The organism is Aquabacterium sp. (assembly GCF_048860245.1).
GTDB lineage: Bacteria > Pseudomonadota > Gammaproteobacteria > Burkholderiales > Burkholderiaceae_C > Aquabacterium.
In genome coordinates this window covers 1-18,987 of the sequence record NZ_JBLIZW010000102.1, presented here as the reverse complement: position 1 = coordinate 18,987, position 18,987 = coordinate 1, and the positions used below count along the sequence as shown (strand labels likewise).

At 61.4% G+C, this 18,987-nt stretch carries 15 protein-coding genes; 4 read left to right on the top strand and 11 right to left on the bottom strand.

Translation table 11 applies throughout. The annotated features are described in order from the left end of the window. The 4 genes from ACMV18_RS11635 to ACMV18_RS11620 form a co-directional block, all read left to right on the top strand. Positions 1-218 (top strand): 3-methyl-2-oxobutanoate hydroxymethyltransferase (locus ACMV18_RS11635; RefSeq protein WP_420817983.1); only part of this gene is annotated, 218 nt, incomplete at its 5' end. Positions 219-240: 22 nt separating this feature from the next. After that, a complete protein-coding gene (panC, locus tag ACMV18_RS11630) occupies positions 241-1,116 on the top strand; it encodes a pantoate--beta-alanine ligase (RefSeq protein WP_420817982.1) in 876 nt (291 codons plus the stop codon). Between the two features lie 119 nt (positions 1,117-1,235). Then, positions 1,236-2,726: an ammonium transporter gene (locus ACMV18_RS11625; protein ID WP_420817981.1), complete on the top strand. Its 1,491-nt coding sequence runs from the start codon at positions 1,236-1,238 to the stop codon at positions 2,724-2,726. Between the two features lie 34 nt (positions 2,727-2,760). Beyond that, positions 2,761-3,105, top strand: coding sequence for a hypothetical protein (locus tag ACMV18_RS11620; RefSeq protein ID WP_374258407.1), 345 nt, complete (start codon positions 2,761-2,763; stop codon positions 3,103-3,105). Between the two features lie 12 nt (positions 3,106-3,117). Here the strand turns inward: ACMV18_RS11620 and ACMV18_RS11615 are convergent, their stop codons facing one another. The 11 genes from ACMV18_RS11615 to ACMV18_RS11565 form a co-directional block, all read right to left on the bottom strand. Then, entirely contained in the window at positions 3,118-5,274 is a 2,157-nt protein-coding gene (locus ACMV18_RS11615; protein WP_420817980.1) for an ATP-dependent DNA helicase, read from the bottom strand. Between the two features lie 94 nt (positions 5,275-5,368). Then, entirely contained in the window at positions 5,369-8,110 is a 2,742-nt protein-coding gene (locus ACMV18_RS11610; protein WP_420817979.1) for a zinc-dependent metalloprotease, read from the bottom strand. A gap of 96 nt (positions 8,111-8,206) precedes the next feature. Next, entirely contained in the window at positions 8,207-10,339 is a 2,133-nt protein-coding gene (locus tag ACMV18_RS11605) for a TRAP transporter large permease subunit (RefSeq protein ID WP_420817978.1), read from the bottom strand. A 109-nt stretch (positions 10,340-10,448) separates the two neighbouring features. Next, the gene (locus ACMV18_RS11600; protein WP_420817977.1) at positions 10,449-11,498 is read right to left on the bottom strand and encodes a putative solute-binding protein; all 1,050 of its coding nucleotides are present in this window, start codon (positions 11,496-11,498) and stop codon (positions 10,449-10,451) included. 202 nt (positions 11,499-11,700) lie between these two features. Beyond that, a complete protein-coding gene (locus tag ACMV18_RS11595; RefSeq protein WP_420817976.1) occupies positions 11,701-12,726 on the bottom strand; it encodes a hypothetical protein in 1,026 nt (341 codons plus the stop codon). A gap of 170 nt (positions 12,727-12,896) precedes the next feature. Then, the gene (ettA, locus tag ACMV18_RS11590; RefSeq protein WP_374258418.1) at positions 12,897-14,561 is read right to left on the bottom strand and encodes an energy-dependent translational throttle protein EttA; all 1,665 of its coding nucleotides are present in this window, start codon (positions 14,559-14,561) and stop codon (positions 12,897-12,899) included. 81 nt (positions 14,562-14,642) lie between these two features. After that, positions 14,643-14,834, bottom strand: a complete 192-nt coding sequence (locus ACMV18_RS11585; RefSeq protein WP_420817975.1) for a hypothetical protein — start codon at positions 14,832-14,834, stop codon at positions 14,643-14,645. A 155-nt stretch (positions 14,835-14,989) separates the two neighbouring features. Continuing rightward, a complete protein-coding gene (locus ACMV18_RS11580) occupies positions 14,990-15,322 on the bottom strand; it encodes a DUF167 domain-containing protein (RefSeq protein WP_420817974.1) in 333 nt (110 codons plus the stop codon). A gap of 68 nt (positions 15,323-15,390) precedes the next feature. Next, a complete protein-coding gene (locus tag ACMV18_RS11575; protein WP_420817973.1) occupies positions 15,391-15,939 on the bottom strand; it encodes a histone in 549 nt (182 codons plus the stop codon). A gap of 159 nt (positions 15,940-16,098) precedes the next feature. After that, positions 16,099-17,307 (bottom strand): ribonucleotide-diphosphate reductase subunit beta, encoded by a 1,209-nt coding sequence (locus ACMV18_RS11570; protein ID WP_420817972.1) that lies wholly within the window; start codon positions 17,305-17,307, stop codon positions 16,099-16,101. Positions 17,308-17,523: 216 nt separating this feature from the next. Then, the coding region (locus tag ACMV18_RS11565) for a ribonucleoside-diphosphate reductase subunit alpha (RefSeq protein WP_420817971.1) at positions 17,524-18,987 on the bottom strand (1,464 nt) is incomplete at its 5' end.

Sequence of the window (18,987 nt, the reverse complement as noted above, 5' to 3'; positions counted from 1 at the left end):
GACGCTCTTCCGATCTGACCATTGGCATTGGTGCCGGCTCGCAAACCGCCGGTCAGGTCCTGGTGCTGCACGACATGCTCAACATCACGCGCGGCAAGTTGCCGCGTTTTGTGCGCAACTTTGCCGCTGAAGGTGGTTCGGCCGATGACGCCATCCGCCGTTATGTGGCAGCCGTGAAAGACGGCAGCTTCCCTGACGAAGCCGTTCACGCTTACTGACATCGTTTTCTGGCAGATTGACATGAAGATCATCCACACCATCGCCGAATTGCGTGCCGAGCTGGCCCAGGCGCCCGCTGCACCGGCCTTCGTGCCCACCATGGGCAATCTGCACGACGGTCACCTGGCCCTGATCGCACAGGCGCGCACGCTGGTGGGAGACTCGGGTAGCCCGGTGGTGGCCAGCATCTTCGTCAACCGCCTGCAATTCGGTCCCAACGAAGACTTCGACACCTACCCCCGCACGCTTGAGCGCGACGCCGATCTGCTGCGTCAGGCAGGTTGCGACATCCTGTTTGCCCCCAACGAGTCTGAACTCTACCCACAGCCCCAGGGCTACAAGGTGGTGCCGCCCACCGAGCTGGCCGACATCCTGGAAGGCGCATTCCGTCCCGGTTTCTTCACCGGCGTGTGCACGGTGGTGCTCAAGCTGTTCAACATCGTGCAGCCGCGTCTGGCGGTCTTCGGCAAGAAGGACTACCAGCAACTCATGGTGCTGCGCAACATGGTCAATCAGATGGCTTTGCCCATCCAGATTCACGGTGGCGAAACTTTGCGTGCGGAAGACGGGCTGGCGCTGTCTTCGCGCAATGGCTATCTGAATGCTGCCGAGCGTGCCGAAGCCACGCAGATGATTGCCACCCTGCGCACCGTGAAGGCCCAGGTGGCAGCGGCCCGTTCAGCAGGGCAACTGGATCAGGGCGCCGTGGCACGCATCGAGGCCAAGGCTTCGGCAGCCTTGAACGAGCGCGGCTGGAAGACGGACTATGTACTGGTGCGCCGTCAGCGTGACCTGTTGCTGCCCACCGATGCCGAGCTGAGCCATGGCGAGCCCCTGGTGGTGCTGGCGGCTTCGCGCTTGGGTACGACACGCTTGATCGACAACCTCGAGCTCTGAAACCGCTCGCGGATTTGATGTGCCTCATGTCTGAGGCACTGTTGTTGAAACATTGGGAATTTCGGGCTGGTTCACTTTTTGCAGAGCGATAAGGGTTGTTCCTTACCTTGCAGTACAAGATGAACCGTTCTCTACCGCGTTTGGGCGCCGCCATGGTGTTGGCGCTCTCCATGACCCACTTCGGTGCATGGGCCCAGCCTGCCAGCGCACCGTCTTCGGCTTTGGATGCTGCCAGCGTCGTCCCATCGGCGGTTGCTGCAGCTTCCGCTGAAGCCAGTGAGCCTGTTGCCGTCTTGCCTGCATCCATGGCCAGTGCGGCTGCCTCAACGGCCGCTGACACAGCGATCCCCGTCGCACCTCCGCCCCCCATGACGGCGCCGTCCAAGGTGCCGATGTCTCAGATCAATGCTGGGGATACCGCATGGGTCAGCGTCTCGGCTGTCTTGGTGCTGCTCATGAGCGTGCCCGGTTTGGCCTTGTTCTACGCTGGCATGGTGCGCAAGAAGAACATTTTGTCCACCATGGCTCAGACCCTGGCCGTGTGCGGCCTGGTCACCTTGCTGTGGTTTGTGGCGGGCTACAGCCTGGCCTTCCTGCCTGGCAACGACTACATCGGTAGCCTGGACGGCATCTTCTTGAAGAGCCTGGTCTTTGACAAGCTGGCCGGGGAAGTCTCCGTGCACCACTTGGCACCCACTGTGCCCGAGTCGGTGTTCGTGATGTTCCAGCTGACGTTTGCCATCATCACGCCAGCCCTGATTGCAGGGGCCTTTGCCGAGCGCATGCGCTTCTCGGCCTTGCTGTGGTTCATGGGCCTGTGGTCCATGCTGGTCTACGTGCCGGTGGCGCACTGGGTGTGGGAGCCAACGGGTTGGCTGGCTCGCATGGGCGCGCTGGACTTCGCTGGCGGTACCGTGGTGCACATCAATGCCGGCATCGCCGGGTTGGCCTGCGCATGGATGCTGGGTCGTCGCATGGGCTATGGTCAGGAGCCCCTGATGCCCGCGAACCTCGGCTACACCATGATGGGCGCATCGCTGCTGTGGGTGGGCTGGATGGGCTTCAACGGTGGCTCGGCGGGTGCGGCGGATGGCCGTGCAGGCATGGCCATCCTGGTGACCCAGATTGCGGCAGCGGCTGCGGCCTTGAGCTGGATGGCTGCCGAGTGGTTTGTGCGTGGCACGCCCACCCTGTTGGGCCTGTGTAGCGGTGTGGTGGCCGGTCTGGTTGCCATCACACCCGCCTCCGGTTTTGTGGGGCCTCAAGCGGCCGTCGTCATCGGCATCATTTCCGGCATTGCCTGCTACTGGGGCGCTACGGGCCTGAAGCACCTCCTGGAAGTCGATGACTCGCTGGACGTGTTCGGCGTGCACGGCGTGGGCGGCATCGTCGGGGCCATCCTCACAGGGGTCTTCGCCAATCCGTCGATCGGTGGCGTGTCTGGCTCGATCTACACCCAGCTGATGGCCGTGATGGTCACGTTGGCGTACAGCGTCATCATGACCACCGTCATCCTGATTGTGGTGGGTCGCATCGTGGGCTTGCGTGTCAGCAAGCAAGACGAACGTGATGGTCTCGACTTGAGCCAGCACGGCGAGCGCGTCGAATAAGTCCCGAATTGATCAGTGCTTTCAGGAGGTCTTGATGCTCGAGAGCGAAAAGTTTGCGATTGCCGCGCATCTCCATGTGGTGCTGCGCCGTGTCAACGGTCGTGTCACCGACGTGGAGTGGATGGTCAAGAGCCCGGAGTACGCCAAGGAAGTGGTGCGGGTGGCGCGGCTTGAAAGCAACCCCGATTTGCTGGGGTTGGCCGACAAGCTGGAAGCGGCACTGTGCCCGCCGGCGCCGCGTGCGCCCAAACCCGCCGCTCAGAGTGCGGCGGGCCCCAGCACCTTGACGGGCGCGGAACCATCGGGCTTTTTGGGCTCGAGCTTTGACCCGAGCAGCCCGACCGGCCGCAAGCAGCGCTACATCGGGTCCTTGCGCTGAGGCCTTCCGGCCTCAGAGTGTCAGCAGGAAGTCGATGACTTCTTGCTGCACACGCGTGCGCCGCATGGGTGGCAGGCTCTGCCAGATGCGGCGCCCATATGGCTTGTCGATCAGGCGGGTGTCGCAGATCATCAGCACGCCCCGATCGGTTTCGCTGCGGATCAGGCGCCCGGCACCTTGCTTGAGCGCGATGATGGCCTGCGGGACCTGATGGCTCATGAACGGGTTGCCCCCTTCCTGCGCCAGCAATTCCAGTCGCTTGGCCAGGACCGGGTCATCCGGTGGGGCGAAGGGCAGCTTGTCGATGACCACCAGCGTCAAGGCGTCGCCTTTGACGTCGATGCCTTCCCAAAAGCTGTGACTGCCAACCAGCACGGCATTGCCGGCGCGGCGGAAGTCTTCCAGCAGCGTGGGGCGGGGCGCATCGCCTTGTTGCAGCACCGGGAAGGGATCCCCGGCTACTTTGAACAACTCCCTGAGCTTCTCGGCAGCTTTGCTGACGGCGCGCAGCGAAGTGCACAGCACAAAGGCCCGTCCGCGATTGGCCCGAATCAGGGGCAAGGCGGCTTCCACCACGGCATCCGTGTGACGCGGGTCCGACGGCTGCGGCACGTCGTGTGGCACGTACAGCACGGCCTGGTTGGGGTAGTCGTAAGGACTGGCCCAGCTGTGGCATTCGGCATCTTGCAAGCCCAGCGCCTCGGTGAAGTGGCGGAAGTCGCTCTTCACGGCCAGCGTGGCCGAGGTGAAGATCCATGCGCGGCGCGGCGGGGGGGCGGCAGGCGCCTCGTCTGAATCGGCCGCCACGCTCGCGCCTGACCGTGTGGGGGCCGCGTCGGCACCTGCCATCAGGGCTTGCAAATCGTCTTCCTCGTCGGCGTCGTGGCTGGCAAACGCGGCCACCATGTCGGCTTCGTCCGACTCGTCCACGGCATCGCGCAGGGCGCGGTCTTCGGCATCGGCGTCATCGGGGGCGATGTCGGCATGGCCCAATCCGAGGCGCTGCCGACGGAACACGTCGGCCACCGAGATGGGCGTGCGGTGCAATTGCACCCCGTGCGAGCCCACATCGATCCAGCACAGCTCCGGCTCGCCCGCGCGCTCGGGGGCACCCCAGGCACAGACGCGCTGCATCATGTCGTCAGCCCGGCGGTGCAGTTGCGCCAGATCCGGGCCGCGCTCGGCCTGGGTGTCGAGCACGTCGCGCACGTGGGCGAGGGCGTCGCGCAGTTTGTCCAGCGCAGGCCACAGTGGGTGGTCGAGCCCCAGTTGTGCTTGTGACAGGCGCTGCAACGGTTGACCAAAGCACAAGCGCAGATCCCGCGCCGCACGGTCCAGGGGGGCGAGCACATCGTTCCAGTTGGCGCCGTCTCGGGCCTGTGCCTGACCGGTGGCCAAGGCATCACGCAAGAAGTCCAGAAACTGTGCGGTGGACACCGAGTCGCCAAAGAACAGCGTGGCGGTATCTGGTAGTTGGTGGGCTTCGTCGAAGATGATGGTCTGCGCGTTGGGCAGCAACTCGGGCACCCCTTCTTCGCGCAACATCAGGTCAGCAAAGAACAGGTGGTGGTTCACCACGACCACGTCGGCATCCTGCGCCTCGCGGCGGGCCTTGACCACAAAGCACTCGCTGTAGCGCGGGCAGTCACTGCCCAGGCAGTTTTCGCGGGTGGAGGTGACGCGGGCCCAGATGGTGGCGTGCTCGGGCACTGTCGGGCATTCCGCTTTGTCGCCGGTGGGGCTGCGGTGGATGAAGCTGTTGATCAGGCCCAGATCACGCACTTCCTGGCGGCTGCCCAGCAGCGTGGCATCTTGATTGGTGCGGTCCAGATGATGCCAGCACAGGTAGTTGCTGCGACCTTTGAGCAGGGCCACCTTGACGGGCACACCCAAGGCCTCGCGCACGGCGGGCAGGTCGCGGTGAAACAGCTGGTCTTGCAGCGCCTTGGTGCCGGTGGAGATGATGACTTTGCCCCCCTCCATCAGGGACGGCACCAAGTACGCCGCTGTCTTGCCGACACCCGTGCCGGCTTCCAGCACGACCGTGCTGGCTTCGCGAATGGCCTTCTGGATGGCTTGTGACATTTCGATCTGCTCCTGCCGTTCGCAGTAGCCGTCGAAAGCCCGGGCAAGCGGTCCGGTGGCTGAGAACAGGGCAGAGAGATCCATGGGCGTGACGTGACGAAGAGCCGCTATTGTCCACGCCCCAGGTGCTGTCTGGCGCGTGCGGCCCCCAAGAGAGGGCGCGCACGTCGGATCAGGGTCACAGACCCGATCGCACCATGGTCGCTTGCAAGGCCTGTGTCAGCGTGTCGATGCAGTCCTGGCGGTGGGCCTGCTCGGTGGCGTCGGCCGAGGCCCCCATGCTACGCAGTCGCTTCAGCAACTGCTGCGCTTGCTGCCGCATCACGGCGCGGGTGTCGGCGCGGTCACCGGCGGGGCGCACCACCGCCAGCGCCAGGCGATTCACGTGTTCACGCTGGAGGTTGCGCTGCCAGCTGGCGCTGTCCGCGGTGCGTGAAGGGCGAGCCCACACCGCATCGCTCACCTGTTGGGCCATTTCGGCGACCGTCAGCGGGCGAACCTTGCGGTCTTGCAACTTGTCTGCGTTGTCGAGCAGGCGCTCGGCCACGTCATCGCTCATCAGGTAGTTGAGGATGCCGCGCTGCATGGCCAGCAGTTGTTCGGCCACCGAGAAATCGGTGGCGCCCAGGCCAGGGCCGTCGGCATCAGACCGCTCCAGATAATCCGGGGCGAGTTTGCGTTGCAGCGAGGCCGGGATGTGGACGGCATCCACCGACACAAAGTCCCTCAGCAGCATCTGCAAGGCGGCGCGCTGCACGGCCTGATCGACGGGTTCCAGCAGGTCACGGCCACTGGCAGGGCCATCGCGACGGGTGATCAAACCGCCAATCTGGCGCATCAACAGCTGACCGTTGCGGGCCAGGTCCCGCAAGGCATAGCTCACGCTGCGACGCAGCAGGGTGGGGTCGTCCTTGGCGGTCAGTTGCCGGTGAGACTGGCGCTCGATCAGGTCTCGCACAATCGCCACGCGGGTGCGCGCGAAGGCAATCGGGTCGTTGCCCAAGTCAAACGTGACGGACTGTGGGTCCAGTCCCAGCGCATTGTCTTCGTCGGTGCCGAAAGCCAGCGCGTCCGCCCATTTGGGATCGCTGCTGCGTTGTGCAATGGTCTGCAGCGTCTCCGCCGCTTTGGCGCGATCGTCCGGCAAGTCGCTGTAGCCGTACTCGATGGCCCAGTAGTCATATGGACCCAGCGTGGTCTGAAAGGGCGCGCCGGCCGATTCACCCGGCGCAGGCAGGTTGATGGGCGCGTACTCCATCACCGAGGCACTGTTGCCCTTTTCTTTGGTCAACAGGGGGTGACGCAGCTCTTCGGGCGAATGCCAGCGTGACGCACGGAAGTTGTGACGCAGCCCCAGCGTGTGACCCACCTCATGCATGGTGGTGTCTTTCAGATAGGCCAGCACGAATTCCTTGACCTGCGGGCTGTCGGGCTCGAGTACACCCTGGGCTTCCAGCACATCCAGCGCGAGCCCCAACTGCTCGGCAGCGTATTGACCGTGCTGGCACGATTCATCGACGTGGTCAGTATGGTGCTCGTGTTCTGCGTGTGTGGCCAGGCCTTCTGACTTGACCGGGTTCAGCATTTGATCGCGTACCGCCCGAATGGCCCGGGACGACAGGCTTTCCAGCGCGATGTTGGCGTCCAGGATCTCTCCGGTGCGAGGGTCCACATGCGTGGGGCCAATGGCACCAAAACTCGGCTGGGCATTGGTCATCCAGCGAATGGCGGCGTGACCGGTTTTCAGTGTGTCAAATGGCTTGTCTGCCGGGGGCGTCTTGACCTCGATGGCATGGGTGTAGCCAATCGCGGCAAAGGCCTTGTTCCACTCCAGGATGCCTTCTGTGATGGTGGGGCGATACGCCTCGGGAATGCTGGGGTCCAGCCAGAAGACAATGGGTTTGACGGGGTCGGATTGCGCCGCCTTGGGGTCTTTCTTTTCCAGACGCCAGCGGTTGATGAAGCGTTGGCGCGGCGTACGGGCCAGATCATCGGTGAAGTCGGTGATGGTGGTGGTGAAGTACCCCACGCGGGCATCGGCTTCACGCGTCTTCATGGGCTTGTCGGGCAAGGGCGTGAGCGTGTAATGCACGTTCACGAACATGCTGCGAGCATCCGGCAGGGTGCTGGGCGTGCTGGGGGCTGGCGTGCCGGGGGGCTGACCGCCCGCGCCGGGCAGGCTGATGGCCGATGTGGCGAAATGCTGACTGACTTCAAATACGGCCGAGTCCGCACTCACATGTGCCTGATGAATGGCTGAATTGCGGACGTCCAGACCGTAGCCTTGACGATAGACGCGCTGCAGTTGGGCACCAATGCCCAGCAGGTCACCCAAGAGCAGAGGACTGATCTCGACGAGCACGGCACCGGTTTGCGGATGAGGTGCACTGCTGATGGGCGCGCTGGACAGCAAGCTGGGTGAAAACGCAGCCTGCACGGCCTTGGCTTGCGGGGTATCGGTCTGTGCGGTGTAGGCCGCATTGATGGCCAACAGCTGGATCTGCTGCTGCGACTTGTGGAACGTCACCCACTGCGGGCGACCCACCGGCGCCCAACGGCTTTGCATCAAGCCGCCATACACCCCCGCCTCGCCAATGCCGGATGCCAGCTTGGGCGACAGGAAGAAGGGGCGCTCCAGCGTGGTCTTGGGGTTCAGCTCCAGCCAGATCTTGTCCTGCTTGCGCCAGATGGGCAGCAGGCCGTCTTGTCGTTCGGCACCGCGTGTGATCAGTTCAAACGCCGGTAACGTGGCGATGCCGGCGGCTGTGGCTGCGGCGGCCATCGCCTGCTGATGCGCCGCCATGGCTGCAGCTTGCTGCTGCTGCGCAGACATTGAGCTGCAGCCCTCCAGTGCTGCCAGAGAACAGGCCAAGGCAATCCAACGCAGGGTCGGGCGGGCAAGAACTTCGTGTCGAATCATGAGCAGAACCTTACCATCTGTCTGCATGGGTTCCCGTCAAGCAAAAACCCGACTGATGCGATGCATTCAGTCGGGTTTGCGAGGGGGCGAAAGCGCTTACTGAGCGATCGGATGCGGCAGCCAATCCTTCAGGAATGCCAGGGCAGGGAAGTCAGCCACGGCCAACGGGCCAAAGGACACGACCACCAGCCCGACGGTCATCACAGCCAACGGCAAGATCCAGCGCTCATATCGACGGTAGAAGCCCATGTGACGCACCTCTTCGTCCGCCTCGTTGACCTCTTCCTCGCCAATCACCTGGCGGGTCAGCAACTGGTTGATGGCCACGGGTGGCAACAGGTAACCCAGTTCGAACGCCACCAGCACCATCATCCAGAAGTGCAGCGGGTCGATGTTGTTGGCATAGGCGATGGGCGCCAAGGTGCCCGACACCAACACCACCGCGCCGAACGGATCCATGATCATGCCCAGCACCACCTTGGTCACCACCAGGAAGGCCATGGCCGTCCAATGGTTCTCGAAGACCTTGGGGAAATGGTTCATGACTTCGGAGCGTTCGATCACGCCACCCATGGCCAGCGACAAGGTCATCAGGCTCAGCAGGGCACCGATGTGGCCAATGGTTTCGTTGGTGGCGTAACGGATCGACTTTTCAACGCCTTCCTGACGGTGGCTGGCGTAGTCGGGCGTCAGTTCGGCCTTGCCCTTGTTGGTCAGCTTGTCGAACACCAGGATGATGATCAGCATCACCGGCATGATAGTAGGGGCTGTGATTTCGTTCAGCTTGGTGTCCAGCGCCACCTCATAGATCGCCACCACGGCGACGACCAGGATCAGGTAAGGCACCAGCGGCACGATCTGGCGCAGCATGGCGGGCACGGCGATGCCGAACGACTCGATGTTGGCGCGCTGGGTGCGCAGCAACTGCGAAGCGATGAAGAACAGCGTGGACGTCAGCAAGAAGACGTAGAAGCCCCAGTGGTACAGGCCACTGGTGGTCACTTGCTTGTTCAGCGCAGCGATGAACACCACCAGCAGGCAAGGACGCAGCACCACGCCGAGCGAGCCCGACATGGCCGTCGCGGCCAGCGCGAACTGACGCGACCCACCCGAAGCGCGCACCTCGTGGTAGATGATGCCGCCCGCGGCGATCACGAAAATCCCCGAGGCGCCGGTGTACGCCGTGGCCACCGAGGCGCCAATCAGAATGATGTAGGTCAGCAGTTGCGGTGACAGGTTCCACGGACGCAGCACGTTCATGAACAGGTCCACGATGCGGCTTTGCTTGAGCAGCATGCCTGCCCAGATGAACAGACCCAGGTTCATGAAGATGCTGGGCAACTCCATCAACTGGTTCACATAGATGGCCAGACCGGCGTGGTGACCGTTGATGAGGAAGTACACACCGGACACGATGGCCATTTGCGCATACAGCGGCACAGACCACAAGGCAGTCGAGATCGTGCCCTCACCGTGCGGCGACTTCACGGGCATCACCACGCGCTTGAGGTTGATCAGCAGCAGGGTGGCAAACAGTGCCATCCAGACGTAATGGATGACCGGGTGCTCCAGAGGGACGCCTGACTCCTGCAGGATCTGGTAGTAGCGCACCGACGAGAACAGCAGCAAGCCGCTGGCCATGGCTTGCGTGAGCGACTGCGCCCAGTAATCACGCGTGTAATGACCAGGGCGGATGCCGATGTGGTGGAAGCCCAGCGTGGTGGTGATGGCCGCAATCGACACCATCAGCAACAGGATCAGCGAGCGGTTTTCGGTGCCCAGCTGAAACAGACCAAAGAAGCTGGTTTCCAGTGTGCGGTAAGCCTTGACCTTGGCGGTCTGGTGCTCCAGGACCTTCTGATACAGGTCGTGCTTGGCTTGGCAGATGGCTTGTGCCTGCTCGATGGACTTGCGCAGCACGGCCGGGTCATTGGCCTGTGGGGCATCGCCAAACAGGTTGTCAATGTCGTCGCCAGCGGCAGCTGTTCCGCCACCTGCGGTCTGCTTGGCCACCTCGGCGTCGATGTCCACCTTGGGGTTGCAATCAGGCTTGCTTGGGTCGGCGCGCAGCATGAAGTACTGCACCCCCGCTTGTGGATCACCAAACAGGGATTCACCGGCCTTCAGCAGTTGGCCGTGGACCATTTCGCCGGTGCCGATGATCAGGGTCAGCAACAACAGGATGAAAACAGGCAGGCTGGAGAACCATTCCAGGATGGTCCTGCCCATGATCAGGCGCGAAGGTTGAGTTTGCATGGCAGAGCTATCGGCAAGGCCGATCAGAAATCAGTCTTGGTAAATCAGAAACGAGACAGAAGGGGAGGCGTCTCCCCGTTCATCACTTCCAGTCTTCTTCGGACTTGGTCGTGCACTCGGGATCAGTGGGGTTCACGTTGCATCGAACCTTCTTGATCACCTTCAGGCCCCGCTTGTCGTACAGACCCTTTTGCGCGATGTCGATGCGAGACTCGCGCAGCATGAGGGTGTACTTGTAAGAGTTCTCGGCGCTCAGCTCCATCCAGGTTGCTGGCGGAATGCTGGCGTCAGCTTGCTTGATGAGTTGCAGTGCACGATCGAACTGGCCTGCCCAGTACTCACGCGACTTCAGGCCAAACCCATCGGGGAATTTGGCCTTGTTGAGGACCATCTGATAGGTCAGGATCATGATCGGGAAACGGGTGATGGCGCCGTTCTTGCCGATGCCCTTGGCCAACTCCAATGGCTTGTAGGCCAGCGTGGGCGCAGCGATCATGTCCACTGTGCCGTTGTTGAACTTGGTCGAGAAATTGGTGATGTCTGCGGAGACCGGCTGGGCACCGATGCGTTGAATCATCACAGCTTGTGCCTTGTCATGATCGAACGCGGCGATCTTCTTGCCAGCCAGGGCTTCGACCGTGTTGATCTTGCGGTCATTCACGATGGGGTATGCCGCACCCAAAGGGATCATGCCGCCCACCTCGAAGTTGCCGTCCACCATGAGCTTGGATGCGGCCGGCGCAGCAAACGTTTGCACCAGCTTGCGCACCACGTCGTAGCTGGCACCGATGTCGATCTTGCCGTCGCGCACGATGGTGGTGGCACCCAAGGTGTCCACCGAACCGGCCACCGCATTGAACTGGCGTGTACGGAACGCCGTGGCGATCACGGCGTCGCATTGACCGGTGCGGAAGTCTTCCGTGGCCACACGCTCGTCGGTGTAGCCCTTCAGTTCAACCTGAGCGCCTGCCTTTTGCATGGCCACGGCATAGTCCTTGGCCATGTTGAACAGATCACCTGATGCACCCAAGATGTCGTAAACGCAGACCTTCTGAGCGGCATGCGCGACTGTTGCACACAGGGTCAGCGCAATGGCTGCACCGATCTTGTTTGTTCTGTTGCCCAACTTCATGATGTCTCCTCGGTACCTGAAAAAGCAGAGGGCCTCGACTGCAGGCCCTCTCTGACGCGTCCGTGGTGAGCGTCCAATCTGATCACCCGTGTGATCCAAACAGTCGTTTGCAACTATATCTTTGGATACATTCGGCGGGGTGAATTGGCGGCACACACACAGGGGAAGGGAATTCCCTTGTGTGCATCACCGCCGACGTGCATCAATTCAGGAAACTGCCGGCATCAATATCGCCACCAATCTTGTCATCCCAAAACTTGCCCAGGCTGCCGATGGGGGTGCGGCTGCCGGTGTTGTGGGTCCACATGCGATCGGAGATGTTGGTCATCTGCGATTCGGCAATGGCATCGATCAGACGATAGTCGGTGTTTTGCTTGAAGTCCTTCACGTTGGCGAAGCGCTTGATCACCTCGCGCAGGCGGTCCTTTTCGTCGGTGGACTGGGCGGAGATGGCAGCCATCACGTGGGCCAGACGCACGCCCTTGTATTCGCCGATGGTCATGGCGCTGTCGAAGGTGCCCTTGGTGTCCTTGCCTTCACCGGCGCCGGGAATGATGCTCCAGACTGTGGCGCGGCCAGCTTGGGGGGCGCCCCACCACTTGGCGTTGTCCAGGCAGTTCATCGCACGCTCGACCATGGGCGCCACGTCGGTGGGCACACCCACGGATTGCTGGGCGGCGATGTCGTTCTGAATGGCTTGCAAGCCACCAATCGAGCCCATCAGGTAGACCAGCTCGTCAAAGTCACGCTTGAACTTGGGGCAGGATTCGCCGTACTTGATGAAGTACTTCTGCTCCATCTTGTTCTTCATGCGCAGGAAGGCGCCGTATTGGCGTTCTGCCGCAGCGGCCAGGTAGCGCTTCTGGGCAATGCGGGCATCCTGGGCTTCGTCGGCACGCTTGTCACGGGCAGCGCGCAGGTAACGCATTTCTTCGCCCATGGCCTGGTTCTCTGAGCACACGCCGGCAGACGACAGCATCACGGTTTCCATCAGAGACGGGTCACCGTAGAAGTTGCGTGCGGCACCGACCAGAGGGGCGTTGACCATCGAGAAATTGCAAGCCATGTCCACGTCGCGTTCTTGCAGAACGGGTGGGGTGACACCGTCTTCCAGAATGGATAAGGTCGTGTTGGCGACATTGGATTGGATCATGGCGCAGCCGCCCATCGTCAGGGCCGAAACGGCCAGAGCGGTGGTGGTGAGCAGGCGGGTCAGCCGAGCGGTCATCAAGTGGTCTCCAAGGGTGTGGCAAGTGCCAAAAACTGCACAAAATTCTAGCCAGCACCCTTTCTGACTTCGGGTGTCATCACACTAGGGATAGCCCGCGACACACCTGAATCAGGGAATGAAAAAGGCCCGTCTGGGACGGGCCTTTGTGTGGGTTAATCCGGGGGGGATCAACGGATGGGCTTGAAGCGTACGCGCTTGGGGCGTGCGCCTTCTTCGCCCAGGCGCTTCTTCTTGTCGGCTTCGTACTCTTGGTAATTGCCGTCGAAGAAGAACCACTGCGAGTCGCCTTCGCAAGCCAGGATGTGCGTACAGATGCGATCCAGGAACCAGCGATCGTGGGAGATGATCATGGCGCTGCCGGCGAATTCCAGCAGAGCGTCTTCCAGCGCGCGCAGGGTTTCGACGTCCAAATCGTTGGACGGTTCGTCCAGCATCAGCACGTTGCCGCCCTGAGCCAGCGTCTTGGCCAAGTGCAGGCGACCACGTTCACCACCGGACAGGTTGCCCACCAGCTTTTGCTGGTCGTTGCCCTTGAAGTTGAAGCGGCCGATGTAGGCGCGCGAGGGCATCACGAACTTGCCCACGACGATGTTGTCGAGGCCACCCGAAACGTCTTCCCACACGGTCTTGTCGGCGGCCAGGCCCTCACGGCTCTGGTCGACGAAGGCCAGCTTGGCGGTCTTGCCGATGCTCACTTCGCCGCTGTCAGGCTGCTCGACGCCTTGGATCATGCGGAACAGGGTCGACTTACCAGCACCGTTCGGGCCGATGATGCCGACGATGGCGCCCGCAGGCACCTTGAACGACAGGTTGTCGATCAGGCAACGGTCGCCGAAAGACTTGGTGACGTTCTTGAACTCGATGACCTCATTGCCCAGGCGATCGGCCACGGGGATGAAGATTTCGTTCGTCTCGTTGCGCTTTTGGTATTCGACGTCGCTCAGCTCTTCGAAGCGGGCCAGACGGGCCTTGGACTTGGCCTGACGACCCTTCGCGTTCTTGCGAACCCATTCCAATTCCTGCTTCAGTGCCTTGGCGCGTGCGTCTTCGGTCTTCTGCTCTTGCTCCAGACGGCGTTCCTTGGCGTCCAGCCAGTCGGAGTAGTTGCCCTTGTAGGGGATGCCTTGGCCGCGGTCGAGTTCCAGAATCCACTCGGCTGCGTTGTCCAGGAAGTAGCGATCGTGGGTGATGGCCACCACGGTGCCCGAGAAGCGGCTGAGGAATTGCTCCAGCCAGTCGACGGATTCAGCATCCAAGTGGTTGGTGGGTTCGTCGAGCAGCAGCATGTCGGGCTTGGACAGCAGCAGGCGACACAAGGCAACGCGACGCTTTTCACCACCGGACAGGTTGCCGATGATGGCATCCCAGGCTGGCAGGCGCAGGGCGTCAGCGGCCAGTTCCAGTTGCAGGTCGGTGTTTTCAGAGCCAGCGGCAGCGATGATGGCTTCCAGCTCGCCTTGCTCGGCGGCCAGTGCGTCAAAGTCGGCATCGGGCTCGGCGTAAGCGGCGTACACCTCGTCCAGACGCTTTTTGGCAGCGAGCACGCCACCAATGCCTTCTTCCACGGCTTCACGCACGGTTTGCTCGGGGTTCATCACCGGTTCCTGGGGCAGGTAACCGATCTTGATGCCGGGCATCGGGACCGCATCCCCCTCGATGTCCTTGTCCACACCCGCCATGATCTTCAGGAAGGTGGACTTACCGGAGCCGTTCACACCCAGCACGCCGATCTTGGCGCCCGGGAAAAAGCTCAGGGTGATGTCTTTGAGAATTTGGCGCTTCGGGGGAACGATCTTCCCGACGCGGTTCATGGTGAATACGTACTGGGCCATGGAGTGCTTGAATTGGGTGGCGACGAGATTGCGCCAAACCTCGTAGCTTACGGCATGTTGGGGCGCCTGGGGTCGAGCGGGTTACACCTTCAGGCGTTGAAACAGGCTTTCGACCTCTTGCTGGGCCTGATGGCGCGCCTGTTCGTCGGTGACACTGGCCAGATCCAGCAGGGATAGCTTGAGATTCATGAGTCCGTCTCGGAGTGCGAACAATGCGGTCTGAATTTCGTGAAGCTGTGCGGACTGCGAGTCCGGAGACGATGGCTGGTGCATGGGGTACATCCAGGCCCCGTACTGCTTTGCCAGCAAATGGCGGGCCGCTGACAGGAGCCTTGTGTCAGCCGCTTGCCGACAATGTACCGGGGTAACCCTTGGTGCTGATAGCGCTTGGATGAGGGGTATGGCGGCGCGTTTTCAGCGCGTGACTTTTAGTTTTGCAATGCGATTTGAGTGCTCAGCCAGGCGCTCACATCGTCCATCGGCGCATCCACCGACCACTGTTTACGACGCCCCGACGCGCCACGCAAGAGTTCCACGCGCGATTGCGGAACCCCCAATTGTGTTGCGAGCCATTTGCGCAATGCATCGTTGGCTGCACCGTCGACCGGTGGGGCGGCCAGTCGTAGACGCAAGGCGCCATCGTGCCAGCCAACGATTTCGGTCTTCTTGGCGTTGGGTGACACACTGATGTCGATCACGACTTTTTGATTCGGTGCTTTGCCATCCGTGCGCAAGCAGGACCAGGAGGTCGGGGTGTTCATGATGCGATGCTGCCATGAAAAAACCCGGCCGAAGCCGGGCTTGAGACGGGTTCACACGCTCTGAAAAATCAGGGCTTGTTGCCTGTCGGGAAAGGCCATGCGGCTTGTGGGCTCAGCGTGGTCTTGGCTGCAGGGGCTGCAGGCTTTTTGGCTGGAGCAGCCTTCTTGGCAGGCGCGGCAGCTTTCTTGGGGGCTGCAGGCTTCTTGGCAGGCGCGGCAGCCTTCTTCGGTGCAGCAGCGGCCTTCTTGGCAGGCGCGGCAGCCTTCTTAGGTGCAGCAGCGGCCTTCTTGGCAGGCGCAGCAGCCTTCTTAGGCGCAGCAGCAACCTTCTTGGCAGGTGCAGCAGCCTTCTTAGCGGGGGCAGCGGCCTTCTTGGCAGGCGCAGCAGCCTTCTTGGCTGGAGCAGCGGCCTTCTTGGGTGCAGCAGCCTTCTTGGGTGCAGCAGCCTTCTTGGCGGGTGCGGCAGCCTTCTTCACAGGAGCGGCAGCCTTCTTAGCGGGCGCAGCAGCCTTCTTGGCAGGTGCAGCAGCCTTCTTGGCGGGTGCAGCAGCCTTCTTCACAGCGGCCTTTTTGGCCGGAGCGGCTTTCTTTGCTGCCGCTTTTTTTGCAGTTGCCATACGTATCTCCTTGATCAAGTTGCAAAGAGCACTGCACTGCAGCATGCAGCACAGGGATTCATCACCCACAGCCCCCTAGGATCTGGGCGGGGTGTGATGAATGGGGTGGGTCGGGGCAGCATGTCCTGGTCGATCCGATGTGCTCTTTGCATACTCGGATCAATCCCAGGACAGGGCGCCGCCCGACTGGTATTCGATAACGCGGGTCTCGAAGAAGTTACGTTCCTTCTTCAAGTCAATCATTTCACTCATCCAAGGGAAGGGGTTCTCTTCATTCGGGAACAACTCTTCCAGACCGATTTGCGTGGCGCGGCGATTGGCGATGTAGCGCAAATAGCCCTTGAACATCGACGCGTTCAGACCCAGAACGCCGCGTGGCATGGTGTCTTCAGCGTACGCATACTCCAGATCCACGGCCTTGTGGAACAGCGCCTTGATCTCAGCCTTGAAGGATGACGTCCACAGGTGTGGGTTTTCCAGCTTCAGTTGATTGATCAAGTCGATGCCGAAGTTGCAGTGCATCGACTCGTCGCGGAGGATGTACTGGTACTGCTCGGCCGCGCCGGTCATCTTGTTTTGGCGTCCCAGAGCCAGGATCTGCGTGAAGCCCACATAGAAGAACAAGCCTTCCATCAAGCAGGCGAAAACGATCAAAGACTTCAGCAGCGCCTGATCGTTTTCAAAAGTACCTGTCTTGAAGTTGGGGTCCATGATTGCGTCAATGAACGGAATCAGGAACTCGTCCTTCGCACGGATCGATGGCACCTCGTGATAGGCATTGAAGATCTCGCCTTCGTCCAGTCCCAGGCTTTCAACGATGTATTGATAGGCGTGGGTGTGAATGGCTTCTTCAAAGGCCTGGCGCAGCAAGAACTGGCGGCACTCGGGCGCCGTGATGTGGCGGTAGGTGCCCAAGGTGATGTTGTTGGCGGCCAAAGAGTCTGCCGTCACGAAGAAGCCGAGGTTGCGCTTGATGATGCGGCGCTCGTCTTCGCTCAAACCATTGGGGTCTTTCCACAGCGCGATGTCGCGAGACATGTTGATCTCTTGCGGCATCCAGTGGTTGGCACAGGTGGCCAAGTATTTGTCCCAGGCCCACTTGTACTTGAAGGGCACCAACTGGTTGACGTCGGTCTGACCATTGATGATGCGCTTGTCAGCCACGTTGACGCGGCGATTGCTCACGCTGGCAGCCGATTGGGATTGGGGATTGGCGGATGGGATCACGCTTGCTGCAGGCACAGCAGATTGCAGTGTCGGTGCGGCAACAGTCGAAGCAGAAGCGTTCCGTGCATCGCCGAGCGAGGGGGGCACAGAAGCAGGCGGCTTAGAGGTGGCGTTGGAGGATTCGTCGTCCCAGACCAGCATGGTGAACATCCTATGGATTCGGATTATGGAAGGGTGTTGTGAAAAACACCAAGCACTTCTTGACATCGAGCCCGCTTGCTTGTTGCAAGCCAACATCGAAAGTGGTCGAGCGGTGCGAAAAGAGGGGCGTTTTCGACGTGCGTGGCCACAAGGCCTCAAGCAGTCAGGTGTGCTTGAGAAGCCTTGAGGCTCACCGCATGATCGACTGCAAACGCCTTATTGGCAGGCTTCGCAGTCAGGGTTGTCGATAGAGCAGAACTTCACGTCGGTGGCAGGTTCTGCTTGCGCTTCAACGGGTGTGTTGACGTTGTTGGACACCGCATTGAGTTGGCCGCGCGACACCGTGGATTTCTCGGCATGGGTGGCGCCAATGGTGCGCAGGTAGTAGGTTGTCTTCAGCCCACGGATCCACGCCAGCTTGTAGGTTTCATCGAGCTTCTTGCCCGATGCGCCGGCCATGTAGATGTTGAGCGACTGCGCCTGGTCGATCCACTTCTGGCGACGCGATGCGGCTTCGACCAGCCACACGGGCTCGACTTCGAAGGCAGTGGCGTACAGGCTCTTGAGGTCTTCGGGCACACGATCAATGCGACGCAGCGAACCGTCGAAGTGTTTGAGATCCATGATCATCACGTCGTCCCACAGGCCCAGTTTCTTCAGGTCGCGCACCAGGTACTCGTTGACCACGGTGAACTCGCCCGACAGGTTGGACTTGACCGACAGGTTGCCGAAGCATGGCTCGATCGACGCGTCCACACCAATGATGTTGGAGATGGTGGCGGTGGGCGCAATGGCGACGCAGTTGGAGTTGCGCATGCCGTATTGCGACACACGTGCGCGCAGAGCGTCCCAGTCCATCGTCACGGATTGATCGACTTCGACGTAGCCACCGCGCTGCTCGGCCAGCAACTTCACCGAGTCGATGGGCAGGATGCCACGGTCCCACAGCGAACCACGATAGCTGCTGTAGCGGCCGCGCTCTTCGGCCAGTTCGGTCGAGGCCCAGTAGGCGTAGTAGCACAGGGCTTCGGTCGAGCGGTCGGCAAACTCCACGGCTTCCTGGCTGGCGTAGGGGACGCGCAGTTGGTACAGCGCGTCCTGGAAGGCCATCAGGCCCAAGCCAACGGGGCGGTGACGCAGGTTCGAATCACGAGCCTTCTTGACCGCGTAGTAGTTGATGTCGATCACGTTGTCGAGCATGCGCATGGCCGTGCGAACCGTCTTGCGCAGCTTGTCGTGGTCGATGCCGCCGTCTTTGAGATGTTGTGACAGGTTGACCGAGCCGAGGTTGCAGACGGCGATCTCGCTGTCATTGGTGTTCAGGGTGATCTCGGTGCACAGGTTCGACGAGTGCACAACCCCCACGTGCTGCTGAGGCGAGCGCACGTTGCATGGATCCTTGAACGTGATCCAGGGGTGGCCGGTTTCAAACAGCATCGTCAGCATCTTGCGCCACAGGTCGACCGCCTTGATGCGCTTGAAGGGCTTGAGTTCACCCCGATCGGCCTTGGCTTCATAGGCGGTATAGGCCTCTTCAAATGCCAGGCCGAACTTGTCATGCAGGTCTGGGCAGGATGAGGGCGAGAACAGGGTCCAGTCGCCACCTTCTATCACGCGCTTCATGAACAGGTCGGGGATCCAGTTGGCCGTGTTCATGTCGTGGGTGCGACGGCGATCGTC

Coding starts and splice junctions, on each gene's coding strand:
- ACMV18_RS11605 (WP_420817978.1), bottom strand. CDS start 10,339: ATGGGCAGGACCATCCTGGAATGGTTCTCCAGCCTGCCTGTTTTCATC.
- panC (WP_420817982.1), top strand. CDS start 241: ATGAAGATCATCCACACCATCGCCGAATTGCGTGCCGAGCTGGCCCAG.
- ACMV18_RS11595 (WP_420817976.1), bottom strand. CDS start 12,726: ATGACCGCTCGGCTGACCCGCCTGCTCACCACCACCGCTCTGGCCGTT.
- ACMV18_RS11575 (WP_420817973.1), bottom strand. CDS start 15,939: ATGGCAACTGCAAAAAAAGCGGCAGCAAAGAAAGCCGCTCCGGCCAAA.
- ACMV18_RS11625 (WP_420817981.1), top strand. CDS start 1,236: ATGAACCGTTCTCTACCGCGTTTGGGCGCCGCCATGGTGTTGGCGCTC.
- ACMV18_RS11585 (WP_420817975.1), bottom strand. CDS start 14,834: ATGCACCAGCCATCGTCTCCGGACTCGCAGTCCGCACAGCTTCACGAA.
- ettA (WP_374258418.1), bottom strand. CDS start 14,561: ATGGCCCAGTACGTATTCACCATGAACCGCGTCGGGAAGATCGTTCCC.
- ACMV18_RS11620 (WP_374258407.1), top strand. CDS start 2,761: ATGCTCGAGAGCGAAAAGTTTGCGATTGCCGCGCATCTCCATGTGGTG.
- ACMV18_RS11570 (WP_420817972.1), bottom strand. CDS start 17,307: ATGCTGGTCTGGGACGACGAATCCTCCAACGCCACCTCTAAGCCGCCT.
- ACMV18_RS11580 (WP_420817974.1), bottom strand. CDS start 15,322: ATGAACACCCCGACCTCCTGGTCCTGCTTGCGCACGGATGGCAAAGCA.
- ACMV18_RS11610 (WP_420817979.1), bottom strand. CDS start 8,110: ATGATTCGACACGAAGTTCTTGCCCGCCCGACCCTGCGTTGGATTGCC.
- ACMV18_RS11600 (WP_420817977.1), bottom strand. CDS start 11,498: ATGAAGTTGGGCAACAGAACAAACAAGATCGGTGCAGCCATTGCGCTG.
- ACMV18_RS11615 (WP_420817980.1), bottom strand. CDS start 5,274: ATGGATCTCTCTGCCCTGTTCTCAGCCACCGGACCGCTTGCCCGGGCT.